The sequence below is a fragment of the Halomonas colorata genome (assembly GCF_014897985.1).
Lineage (GTDB): Bacteria > Pseudomonadota > Gammaproteobacteria > Pseudomonadales > Halomonadaceae > Vreelandella > Vreelandella colorata.
Window position 1 is genome coordinate 65,156 of the sequence record NZ_JABUZA010000007.1, and the last position, 11,953, is coordinate 77,108.

Genomic DNA, 11,953 nt, shown 5'->3' on the forward strand with positions numbered 1-11,953 from the left:
CTGCCAAGCGCCTCACTGCGCTAAGACACTTATTACTGTAGACGCTATGGCCAGCATTTCAATGATTTTGTTAAAAACTTTTGTTAAGGCTTCTATAAATATCAAACGGTAAACGCTTAAGGCGGATGATTAAACGGGGGGAGTAAAGCAGTAATCAATTCACGATTAGGTCAGTGCCTGGCGAAGGTTCACCGGACACTGTAACCGGTGATTAGCGGGCAGGATCCAGCACTCCTCCGAGCGAAGCATTGCGCCTGAACCAGCCGGCAATGCTCGACCTAGGGTGATGGGTCGGCAGCACTTCGTGAGGGATCGTCTCGGATAAGAAGCACGCGAAGGTTCCTGCTTCAGGAATCACGCGGGCCACTTCCTGGCTGGGATCGCCGGGATGGTAAATGACCATTTCACCACCGCCATTATTTGGCCAGTGAGGGTTTAGATAACCTACGGTTGAAATGACGCGATTAGCGCGGCCGCGAAAGCTATCCAGGTGACGCTGATAAAAAGCGCCCGGCGGGTAGTGAGCAAAATGGGCTTCATACTCAAATAGCCCCAGAAATAGCGCCTGATTGAGTAGCTGCTGAAGCTCACCCATGGCGTTCAGGTAGTGGCGTTGAGCCTCACTTTCACGATCAAGCCAGTGAATGGCATCGCCACGAATATCCTTGCGCAGGTGATGCTGTTGGCCACGCCCGACCCCTGCTTCCTCAAGCGCATCATGCTCCGCCATATGCGAAAGCTCACGGTGCAGAGCCTGGCAAAGCTCCAGATTGATAACGTCCTGGCCCACGTACCAGCCTTGTTCTACCAGGGCATCCACGATTGCCCCTTGGGCGGCGGGGGTAAACACCGGCGATGTGGTCGAGTTAAAAGACATCATTTGCGCATACTCTTGGGCGTATCTGAATGAAGGCCCGTTGATTGAGGAAGCCGGCTTTTACGTTCTGGGTAATGCCGCAGCGCCCCTGGGGGCTGCTGATATAAATCGATGGACATACCAAACCCTTCCGCCAGTAACTCCACCAGCATCATCGCGGAAAGCCCCCAGATGATATAGCCGTCGACATGGTAACAGGGCACATAATGCGGCACGCCATCGACGGGGATAACATCGGTATGGGTGCGCCGGTCTTCTAGAAAATGGCTAAGCGGCACCTCAAAAATAGCGTCTAGTTCGCCTGGGTCGGCTACCAGCGGTAAATCGGGAGGGATAATGCCCACCCAGGGGGTTACCCGCAGGCCGTGTAGTGAAATAACATCCGATAAGCGTCCTAGTGGCTCCACCACGGCAGGATCGAGTGCGATCTCTTCTTGCGCTTCGCGCAGCGCCGTGGCGTAAAGGTCTTTATCTTCCGGCTCACGCTTGCCGCCTGGAAATGCGACTTGGCCACTGTGAGTGGTTAAGTGGCTCGCCCGGCGGGTAAAGAGTAGCGTGGGTGATGGGCGATCAACCACGGGTAGCAATACCGCCGCTTCAGGCATCGTAAATTGATCCAGCCGTTGCGGGGTGAGCTGTTGCAGATTTTTGCGTAGATTCTCTAACATGAGGTATCCAATCACTTTGTCTCTTTTTACCCAGCAGTGGTCATACGCGTCAAGCACGCGGTAATCTTTGCTATTTAGCCGTAGGAACACACCATGAATTTTTGCAGCCAGTGCGGTGAGAAAGTACGTTTTGCCGTTCCCGAAGGCGATGACCGGTCACGCTATCTATGTGATGCCTGCGGTACTATCCATTATCAAAATCCGCGTATTGTGGCGGGTACACTGCCGGTTAGTGGCGCCAAGGTACTGCTCTGTAAGCGTGCTATTGCGCCGCGTAAAGGCTACTGGACACTGCCCGCTGGCTATATGGAAAATGCCGAAACCACCCAGCAGGCAGCTATTCGCGAAACCCATGAAGAAGCTAATGCTGAGGTGACGTTGGCAGACCTCTATACGCTAATTGATCTGCCGCACATTAATCAGGTGTACATGATTTTTCGCGCTGAACTGGTGGGTGGCTTTAGCGCAGGCGTTGAAAGCCTGGAAGTCGCCCTGTTTGATGAGCACGAAATTCCCTGGGAAGAACTTGCCTTCCCCACCATTGAACGTACGCTGCGCCACTTTTACCACGACCGGCCTTTAGGGCACTTTCCGCTTCACAGTAGCACTATCACCCCGGAAGACCGTGAACGCTACTTTGGCAGCGCCTGAGTGCTAACGACGAAGATTCGCTAAAGATCGTCGAGTTGCCAGACATCGTAAGCAACTTCTTCATATGGGTGGGCGAGCTTCAAAGCGGCAATGGCGGCGTGGATGCACGAATCTTTACACACCAGCTCCACTTTAAGCTCTTCAACGTACTCAAGCTTACCCACCTCACCAATATGCGGGTGGGCGCCTTCAATCGGACGAAATTGGCCGCGGCCCTGGGTTTGAAAGCAGCAGGCCTCATAATGACCTATTCGCCCGGCGCCGGTTTCAAAAACCGCTTCTTTAACGCTTTCGGCATCGTCGACAGGGACAAAAAACGCTAGCTTGTACATGCCGTCACTCCTGTTAACAATGGGCTAAATATAACCATGAACTAGATAGCATCATAGCGGATAGACGGCTTATGGTCGTGCCGGTGGCGTTGAGGGGGGCGCGCTGCTTGTTGTGTAGGGTTGGTCAATAGAGCAATCGGTAGGTTCGTCAATGGGGTCGTAAACACGAGCGGGAAACCAATCAATGGATAAATTTGAGGTAAAGCTGGATCAGGCGGCAAGAGCGGCCTGGATGTCATACGTTGGCGGTCTAACCCAGGACGAGATTGCAAGTCAGTTAGGCGTCTCACGGCCTGGCGTGCAGCGTCTTTTAGCGCTGGCGCGCCAGGAAGGCCTGGTCAAGGTACATATTGATCATCCCATTACGACGTGCATGGCGTTGGGCCGTACGCTGCGTGACCACTTTGGGCTGACGTTTTGTGATGTTGTGCCTGCCGAAAAAAACGCCCCAGATAGCGCCACGTATTACCTGGGCGTTGCCGGAGCCGAGCGTATCGGCAAGCTGGTTGAGCGCAGCCAACCGCTTACCCTTTCGCTCGGCAGCGGGCGCTCTGTGCGTGCGGCGGTCGAGGCGCTTGACCGTATGGAGCGGCCCCAGCACCGCTTTGTGTCGCTGGTGGGAAATGTAGCTCGGGACGGCTCGGCTAACCGTTACGACGCGGTGATGCTATTGGCGGATAAAACCGGCGGTGAGCGGTTTTTACTGCCGGCGCCGGTGGTGGCCGAATCGCTTGCGGAAAAAAATGCGATGCTGTCGCAGCGCCTGTTTCAAGCCATTGCCACGGTAACGAAAGAGGCCGAAGCGGCGTTTATTGGCGTCGGGCGGATCGATCGCCGGGCCACGCTTTTTCAGGACCACTTTATCAGTGAGCGCGAGCTTGATGAGCTACTGGGGCTGGAAGCAGTGGGGGAACTGCTCGGTTGGCCGTTAAATAGCCGGGGCGAGGTGATCGATTGCTCGATTACTCGGCGCGTTACCAGCCTGCCGCTAGCGCAATTCGGTAAGCAGATGATAGTGGCGATTGCGGGAGGATACGATAAGGCCCCCGGTATTCACGCAGCCCTCCAGGGCGGTTGGTTAAAAGGGCTGATTACGGACGAAATAGCTGCCCAAAACATTGTCGAGCGGCTCTAGCGCACTCCTGAAGCGGGCCACTTACAAGGCGAGTAAGCGTAAAGTCTAAGCCATTGAGCTTTGATTTTTTTTGGTTTAAGTACGATCATTTGTTCGAAACGTGATCAAAATGATCAGGCGATAATAATGCCAATACTTGCCGAAGGAGAGCTTTATGCGACTCGCGCGTCACTTGCCTGTGACCACCTTAGCGGCAGCCATTGCGATGGCTGGCCATGCTCAGGCCCAAACAGAAATCACCGTAGCCACCGTTAATAACAACGATATGGTGATCATGCAGAGCTTGACCGATGCGTTTGAAGAGGCGCATCCGGATATCACGCTGGACTGGGTAGTACTGGAAGAAAACGTCCTGCGTCAGCGCATGACCACCGATATTGCCACCGGGGGCGGCCAGTTTGATGTGATGACCATCGGCGCTTATGAAGCACCGATCTGGGCGGAGCGCGAGTGGCTCGAGCCCCTGGATGACCTGCCTGACGAGTACGCTGTCGACGACTTGTTGACGTCCGTACGCGATGGGTTAAGCCTTGATGGCACCCCGTATGCGCTGCCGTTTTATGCGGAAAGCTCGATGATGTACTACCGCAAAGACCTCTTCGAGGAAGCCGGTATTGAAATGCCTGAGCAGCCGAGCTGGAGCGAGGCGCGCGACTGGGCCGAGCAGCTCCACGGCGCGCAGGAAGGGGTGGCGGGTATCTGCCTGCGTGGCAAGCCCGGCTGGGGTGAAAACATGGCCTTCGTCACCACGCTGGTAAACACTTACGGTGGGCGTTGGTTTGATGAAGAGTGGAACCCTGAGCTCAATTCTGAACCCTGGAGAAATGCCATCGAGTTCTATGTGGACCTGCTGGGTAACTACGGCCCGCCCGGCGCCAGCTCCAACGGTTTTAATGAAAACCTGGCGCTATTCTCACGCGGAAACTGTGCGATGTGGGTAGACGCTACCTCCGCGGCGGGAACGCTTTATGATGGTGACGAGTCCAGCGTTGCCGACAACCTTGGTTTTGCCCCAGCGCCCGTGGCGGAGACACCCAAAGGCTCGCACTGGCTATGGACCTGGGCGCTGGCGATTCCTGCCTCCTCCGAGCATAAAGATGCCGCCAAGCAGTTCATCACCTGGGCGACATCGCAGGAATACATTGAGCTGGTCGGTGAAACCCATGGCTGGACCAATGTACCGCCGGGTACTCGCGAATCCACCTACGCCAATGAGCAGTACACGCAAGCCGCGCCTTTCGCTGATTTTGTGCTGAGCGCGATTCAAAATGCTGACCCAACCGATTCCACGCTAGAGCCGAACCCTTATACCGGCGTGCAAATTGTCAATATCCCCGAGTTCCAGGCGATTGGCACCCAGGTAGGGCAGAGCATTGCCGCTGCGTTAACCGGTGATACCACGGTAGAGCAAGCGCTAAACAGTGCCCAGCGCGCCACCGAGCGCACTATGCAGCGAGCGGGTTACAACGACTGATAGGTAAAAGCGCCTACCCGCTACGCGGGTAGGCGTGTTGTGACGGTTTCTCGTTGGTTTTTTCGCGCAGGTATTCCCATGACTAAAACACGTGCTTCTGGCCGCACGGTCGGCGGGCTTAGAACGTTATCGCTTCAAGCCCCCGCTGTAACGTTGCTGCTGCTATGGATGATCATACCGTTAGGGATGACGATATGGTTCTCTTTCCAGTACTACAACCTGCTGATGCCCGGCATGAGCGGCTTCGCAGGCGTTGAAAACTACGAGTATCTGCTAACCGACCCCGCACTTTGGAAGGCAATGGGCAATACCTTGCTGCTGGTAGGCTGGGTATTGGCGATTACCGTAGTGGGCGGCACGCTGTTGGCCGTCTTGTTCCAGCAGGACTTTGCCGGGCGCGGGATTGCCCGAGTGCTGGCAATTTCCCCCTTTTTTGTGATGCCCACCGTGAGCGCACTGGTGTGGAAAAACATGATGATGCACCCCTCTAACGGGGTGTTGGCATGGTTGGCAAACTCACTGGGTTTGCCTGCCGTTGATTGGTTTTCAGCGCTCCCGTTAACCTCCATCGCAATCATTGTGGCGTGGCAGTGGCTGCCCTTTGCGCTGTTGATTCTGCTCACCGCCATGCAGTCGCTGGATGAAGACCAGGTGGAAGCCGCACGAATGGACGGTGCCGGGCCTATCGCGATCTTCTTCTTTATTACGCTGCCCCATTTAAAGCGGGCAATCAGCGTGGTGATCATGATTGAAATGATCTTCCTGCTGACCATTTTTGCCGAAATTTTTGTGACCACTTCGGGCGGACCTGGACTTGCGACCACGAATTTGGCCTATCTAATCTACATGCGGGCACTGCTTGATTTTGATGTGGGTGTCGCCTCAGCCGGTGGGGTGATCGCGATTATCCTGGCCAACATTGTGGCGATTTTCCTGGTGCGAATGGTTGCCAAAAACCTGGAAGACTAGCGAGCGCCCTGGGCACTTGGAGAATACAAATGACACTACTACGTTCCAATACGCCAGCGCAGGCCATTTCCAGTACGAGTGCCAGCGCGGGCCGTGGGTCAGCCGGCATGAAAACGCTGTTGATCACCGTGCTGGGCTGGACGGTTGCTCTGGTGATTTTCTTTCCGATTCTATGGATGGTGCTGACCGGTTTTAAAACCGAAGCCGCCGCGATTGCCGACCCAAGCTTTATTTTTTCGCCCACGCTTGAAAGCTATGAAGCTGTTCAGGCGCGTTCAGGCTATGCGCGCTTTGCGCTCAACAGTGTCGCCGTCGCGTTTGGCTCGACTTTTCTGGCGCTATTGATTGCCATTCCTTCTGCCTACTCCATGGCGTTTTTACCCACCAGGCGCACCAAGGGCACGTTGCTATGGATGCTCTCCACCAAAATGCTGCCACCCGTGGGCGTGCTGGTGCCGATTTACCTGATTTTCCGTGATGTCGGATTACTCGATACGCGCACCGGGCTGATCATTATTTACACCTTAATGAACCTGCCTATCGTGGTGTGGATGCTCTACACCTTTTTCAAGGATATGCCCAAGGACATCCTGGAAGCCGGGCGTATGGACGGAGCGTCGACCCTGCAGGAAGTGTTCTTTTTGCTCTTGCCGCTCACTCTGCCCGGCATCGCATCTACCGGGCTGCTGTCAGTGATCTTGAGTTGGAACGAAGCGTTTTGGAGCCTCAATCTCACGTCGTCCAAGGCCGCGCCGTTAACTGCGTACATCGCCTCATTTTCAAGTCCTGAAGGGCTTTTCTGGGCCAAGCTCTCGGCGGCTTCCACCATGGCCATTGCCCCCATTCTTATTCTTGGCTGGATGACCCAAAAACAAATGGTACGTGGCCTGACCTTTGGCGCCGTCAAGTAAAGGAGTTCTGCATGGCAACCTTACAACTTAACAATATTACTAAGCGCTTTGGCGACACCTCGGTACTCAAGGGCATCGATCTTGACGTGAATGATCAGGAGTTTGTGGTCTTTGTCGGGCCTTCGGGGTGCGGTAAGTCGACGCTAATGCGTATTATCGCGGGGCTGGAAAGCGCCACCGACGGTGACATTGTGATCGATGGCCAGCGCATGAACGAGGTCGGCCCGGCCGACCGCGGCCTGGCCATGGTGTTTCAAAGCTACGCCCTGTATCCGCACATGACCGTGGAAGGCAACATGGGCTTTAGTATGCGCCTGGCCGGCGTGCCTAAAGAGGAGCGCCGCGCCAAGGTGCTGGAAGCGGCCAAAGTGCTCCAGCTTGAGCCGCTGCTGGATCGTAAGCCCAAAGCGCTTTCCGGTGGCCAGCGCCAGCGGGTTGCCATTGGCCGGGCGATAGTGCGCAATCCGAGTATTTTCCTGTTTGATGAGCCGCTCTCCAATCTGGATGCCGCGCTGCGCGTGCAGATGCGTATCGAGCTTGCCCGCCTGCACGACAAGCTCAATGCCACCATGATCTACGTCACCCACGACCAGATCGAAGCCATGACCATGGCCGACAAGATTGTCGTGCTGCATGATGGCGTGGTTGAGCAGGTGGGCTCACCCATGGCGCTCTATCATCACCCGGCTAACCGCTTTGTAGCGGGCTTTATCGGCTCGCCCAAGATGAATTTCTTTAATGTCGACTTGTTAAGCGTATCGCCTGAGGGTGTTCACGTTCGCTTGCCCGGTGGAGGAGAGTGCACGGTGCCCGCCGATGGTCAGACCCTTGAGCAGCACGCAACGCTAGAACTGGGTGTCCGGCCAGAACACCTGGTGCTGGATGAGGCGGGCGCGTTAAGCGGTCAAATTGAAGTGCTTGAGCGTCTGGGCGGGCAAACATCGCTGTATGTGCGTATGGGCGAACTGCTGGTAACCCTGATGGCCGATGGCGATGTGGGCTACCGGGCGCATGAAACCGTGCGCTTTAGCTTCGCCCCGGAGCGCGCGCATCTGTTTGATAGCGATGGCCGTGCGCTGACAAGCCTTACCCAGCATCCGTTGGCAGGGCTGACCCGTCAGGATAACCGTACCCCGGGTGCCGCCGAGGCCCCGGTATGAAGGTGGTTATTTTTGATTGCGATGGCGTACTGGTCGATAGCGAAGCGCTGGCGGAAGGTGTACTGGAAGAGTATCTCGGCCTGTGGCTGCCGGATGTAAACGTTGCCGAGCGGTTAAGCCAGGCGCTGGGGATGACCACGGGCGATATCCTTAAATATCTTGAGCAGCACAGCGCGTATACGTTACCAGATAACGCCACCGAGCTGATGGATACGGCTATCGAGGAGCGCTTGGCGTGCGAGCTTAATCCCATGGCGGGCGCCTATGACGCCGTGCTTGCGATTCCCTTGGCCAAGGCGGTGGTGTCCAACAGCCGTCGCAAGCGGGTAGTGGCGTCGCTTTCCAGCACCCAGCTGGCCGAGGCGTTTGGCAAGGGCACGTCCATTTTTACCGCCGACCAGGTCGCTAACCCAAAGCCTGATCCGGCGCTTTACCTGCTCGCCGCCGCTGAGCTGGGTTGCCTACCCAGTGATTGCCTGGTGATAGAAGACAGCGTGGCCGGTGTTACCGCTGCCCGCGCCGCCGGTATGTGCGTGATTGGCTTTGTCGGCGCAAGCCATGTGGATGCCGAACAGCCTGGGCGACTTCAACAAGCGGGCGCCTGGCGCATTTTGGAGCATATGCAGGGGCTTGGCGCGCTGGTGAATGAGTGGCAGGTACGTGCCGCCAGCTGATCCGTTGGCTATCAGCATTCGATAATAGCGGGGCGGCAATGAAGCTAACCCATAAAGTGGCGATGATTACCGGCGGCGGCGCCTTTGTAGCCAGTTCCTTACCAGGAGAGCGATGATGACCCAGCTTAATAATCACAATGTGGGCAAACTAGGCTCCCCCATTGGCACTCCCCTTTATGACCGGAGCACGGTAACGCCGGGCATCGTGCATATTGGCGTGGGCGGTTTCCACCGTGCTCATCAGGCGATGTATCTTGATGCGTTGATGAATCAGGGGCTGGCGCTTGACTGGGGAGTCGTCGGGGTTGGCGTCATGCCGGGCGATAAACGCATGCAGCAGGCGCTCGCCGCGCAGGATCATCTGTATACCCTGGTCGTTAAGCACCCTGACGGCGAGTACGCGCCGCGGGTCATCGGCAGTATGGTGGACTACCTGTTTGCCCCGGAAGACTCGGAGGCGGTGATTGAGCAGATGGCCGACCCGGCGATTCGGATCGTGTCGCTCACCGTGACCGAAGGGGGTTACAACTTTCACCCGGTGACCGGCGAGTTCAATCTTGAAAACCCCCAGGTGTGCGATGACCTTGCCCATCCTGAAAAGCCCTCGACCAGTTTTGGCTTAGTCGTTGAGGCGCTGGTACGCCGACGCGAGCGTGGCATCGCGCCGTTTACCGTGATGTCGTGTGACAACATTCAAGGCAATGGCGATGTGGCCAAGCGCATGTTCACAGCCTACGCCCGCGCCCGTGATAGCCAACTGGGCGAGTGGCTTGCTGCAGAAGTCGCGTTTCCCAACGCCATGGTGGACCGCATCACGCCCGTTACCGCACAGGCGGATATCGACGAGCTGGCGCATCGCTTTGGTATTGAGGATGCCTGGCCCGTGGTGTGTGAGCCGTTTACCCAATGGGTGCTGGAAGACCACTTCCCGCTGGGCCGCCCGCCGGTTGAGCAGGCAGGCGTGCAGGTGGTTGAGGATGTCGAGCCTTATGAATTGATGAAGCTGCGGCTTTTAAATGCCAGCCATCAGGCGCTCACCTATTTTGGTTATTTAGCGGGCTATCGCTATGCCCACGAGGTTTGCCAGGATCCGCTATTTGTGGACTTTTTGCTGGGCTATATGCGCGAAGAGGGTTCGCCCACGCTGGCCCCGGTACCGGGCGTGGATCTGGAGACTTACCGCTTAACCCTGATTGAGCGTTTCGCCAATCCGGAAATCAAGGACACGTTGGCGCGGCTGTGTGCGGAAAGCTCAGACCGTATTCCCAAGTGGCTGGTGCCGGTGATTCATCACCAGCTGGCCCACGGTGGTGAGGTCAAGCGCAGTGCTGCGGTAGTGGCCAGCTGGGCACGCTACGCTGAAGGTATCGACGAGCAGGGCGCACCTATCGAAATAGTGGACCGCTTAAAAGACACGCTCACCGCGATTGCCGCCGAAAACCGTACCCGGCCGAGTGCATTTATCGACAACCGTGAACTGTTTGGCGACTTAGCCGACCACCCGCGCTTTCATGAGGCCTATGTGCAAACGCTTAACTCGCTGCATAAGCTCGGCGCACGGGTTACGCTGCAAGCACTTGTGGCCTCCAAAGGAACGCTGTGATGTATATCGGAGTGGATTGCGGTACGCAAAGTACCAAGGTCGTGGTGGTTGATGTCGAACGGGGCGCAATTCTTGGCGAGGCAAGCCGGCCACACCGGCTGGATGAGGGCGAAAACGGGCGGCGCGAACAGGCGCCGTCTGAATGGCTTGCTGCTTTAAAAGGGGCTTTTTTTAGCGCCCTGGAGCGCGCAGGGATAAGCGCCGAGCAGGTGCGGGGGATCGGCATTTCAGGTCAGCAGCACGGCATGGTGGCACTCGATGCTGACGGCGCGCCGGTTTATCCCGCCAAGCTTTGGTGTGATACCGAAACCAGTGCGCAGAATAGCGACCTTGTCACCCGCTTAGGCGGCGAGGCTGGCTGCCTGGAAAAGCTCGGCCTTGTACTGCAAACCGGCTATACCGCCTCCAAAATTGCCTGGCTGCGAGAACATCAGCCGGATGCCTATCGGCGCATCGATAGTCTGTTGTTGCCCCACGATTACCTGAATTTTTGGCTAACCGGCGAGCGCGTGACCGAAGCGGGCGACGCGTCGGGCACCGGCTATTTTGATACCCGAACGCGGCGCTGGCAGTTAGATGTATTCGCAGAGATAGCCCCCGAACTTGATCCGCAGCGCGTACTGCCGCGGCTGTTGGAAGCCTATGAGCCTGCCGGGGTTGTGCGCTCGCTTGCCGCCCGCGAGCTAGGGCTTGGCGATGACGTGGTAGTGTCCTCAGGAGGTGGCGATAATATGCTGGGCGCCATAGGCACCGGCAATATCACCCCAGGGCTAATAACGCTAAGCCTGGGGACGTCCGGTACTGTATGCGCCTACTCGCCTGAGCCGGTTATCTGCGATAACGCCATGGTGGCGAATTTTTGCTCGAGCACCGGTGGCTGGCTGCCGCTTATTTGCACCATGAACGTTACCTCGGCGACTACCCGGATACGCGAACTGTTTGGTTTGGATCTGGCCGCGTTTAGCGAGCAGGTAGCCAACGCCCCGGTGGGCGCTGAAGGGGTTACCGTGCTGCCATTTTTCAACGGCGAACGCGTGCCAATGCTGCCGGAAGCCTCGGCGGATTTTCTGGGCTTGACCAGTTTAAATACCACCCAGGCAAACCTTTGCCGCGCGGTGGTGGAAGGGGCAACGTTTGGGCTGCGCTATGGGCTTGAACTGCTGGGTGATTTAACGGCGGGCGCGAGCCAGATTCGTCTGATCGGCGGTGGTGCCAATAGTCCAATATGGCGGCAAATGGTGGCCGATATTACTGGCACCGAAGTGATTTGCCCTGAGATTACCGACGCCGCTGCATTAGGCGCGGCGATTCAGGCCGCCTGGTGTGATCAGCGTTCTCAGGGCGTTACCCTGGAATCGTTGTGTCAGCGTATGGTTCACCTTGATGCCCAATCGCTTGCCGAGCCCAACCTGGCCCGCGTTGAAGCCTATCAGGATGTTTATACACGCTACACCCAGGCGCTGAAGCAGCGCCACCAGGGCGTATAGCTTTCATTCTTT

The 11,953-nt window shown here is 56.8% G+C and carries 12 protein-coding genes; 9 read left to right on the forward strand and 3 right to left on the reverse strand.

Translation table 11 applies throughout. The features are described 5' to 3' along the window. Positions 1–211: 211 nt before the first annotated feature. Positions 212–880: a 2OG-Fe(II) oxygenase gene (locus tag INT33_RS05600; RefSeq protein ID WP_193091336.1), complete on the reverse strand. Its 669-nt coding sequence runs from the start codon at positions 878–880 to the stop codon at positions 212–214. Further along, positions 877–1,545 (reverse strand): CoA pyrophosphatase, encoded by a 669-nt coding sequence (locus tag INT33_RS05605; protein WP_193091337.1) that lies wholly within the window; start codon positions 1,543–1,545, stop codon positions 877–879. The genes INT33_RS05600 and INT33_RS05605 overlap by 4 nt, the downstream gene beginning before the upstream one ends. 93 nt (positions 1,546–1,638) lie before the next feature. Between INT33_RS05605 and INT33_RS05610 the strand changes: the two genes are divergently transcribed. Beyond that, entirely contained in the window at positions 1,639–2,196 is a 558-nt protein-coding gene (locus INT33_RS05610) for an NUDIX hydrolase (protein ID WP_193091338.1), read from the forward strand. A 20-nt stretch (positions 2,197–2,216) separates the two neighbouring features. Here INT33_RS05610 and INT33_RS05615 read toward each other — a convergent pair whose 3' ends face one another. Further along, positions 2,217–2,528 carry an NIF3 1 gene (locus INT33_RS05615; protein ID WP_018918709.1) on the reverse strand — a complete coding sequence of 104 codons (312 nt, stop codon included), beginning with the start codon at positions 2,526–2,528 and terminating at the stop codon, positions 2,217–2,219. 184 nt (positions 2,529–2,712) lie between these two features. On the opposite strand from INT33_RS05615, the gene INT33_RS05620 reads away from it, so the two are divergent. From INT33_RS05620 to xylB, 8 genes are all read left to right on the forward strand, one after another. Then, positions 2,713–3,663, forward strand: coding sequence for a sugar-binding transcriptional regulator (locus tag INT33_RS05620; protein WP_193091339.1), 951 nt, complete (start codon positions 2,713–2,715; stop codon positions 3,661–3,663). A gap of 154 nt (positions 3,664–3,817) precedes the next feature. Further along, positions 3,818–5,137: an ABC transporter substrate-binding protein gene (locus INT33_RS05625; protein ID WP_193091340.1), complete on the forward strand. Its 1,320-nt coding sequence runs from the start codon at positions 3,818–3,820 to the stop codon at positions 5,135–5,137. A 78-nt stretch (positions 5,138–5,215) separates the two neighbouring features. Beyond that, positions 5,216–6,106, forward strand: coding sequence for a carbohydrate ABC transporter permease (locus INT33_RS05630; protein ID WP_193091341.1), 891 nt, complete (start codon positions 5,216–5,218; stop codon positions 6,104–6,106). 29 nt (positions 6,107–6,135) lie between these two features. Then, entirely contained in the window at positions 6,136–7,017 is an 882-nt protein-coding gene (locus INT33_RS05635; RefSeq protein WP_192538469.1) for a carbohydrate ABC transporter permease, read from the forward strand. A gap of 11 nt (positions 7,018–7,028) precedes the next feature. Next, positions 7,029–8,177, forward strand: coding sequence for an ABC transporter ATP-binding protein (locus INT33_RS05640; RefSeq protein WP_193091342.1), 1,149 nt, complete (start codon positions 7,029–7,031; stop codon positions 8,175–8,177). Further along, positions 8,174–8,851, forward strand: a complete 678-nt coding sequence (locus tag INT33_RS05645) for an HAD family hydrolase (RefSeq protein WP_193091343.1) — start codon at positions 8,174–8,176, stop codon at positions 8,849–8,851. Before INT33_RS05640 ends, INT33_RS05645 begins: the two co-directional genes overlap by 4 nt. A 115-nt stretch (positions 8,852–8,966) precedes the next feature. Then, complete coding sequence (locus INT33_RS05650) at positions 8,967–10,454, forward strand: mannitol dehydrogenase family protein (RefSeq protein WP_193091344.1); 1,488 nt, start codon at positions 8,967–8,969, stop codon at positions 10,452–10,454. Continuing rightward, on the forward strand, positions 10,454–11,941 hold the full coding sequence (gene xylB / locus INT33_RS05655) for a xylulokinase (RefSeq protein WP_193091345.1): 1,488 nt from the start codon (positions 10,454–10,456) through the stop codon (positions 11,939–11,941). The genes INT33_RS05650 and xylB overlap by 1 nt, the downstream gene beginning before the upstream one ends. The last annotated feature ends 12 nt before the right edge of the window (positions 11,942–11,953 follow it).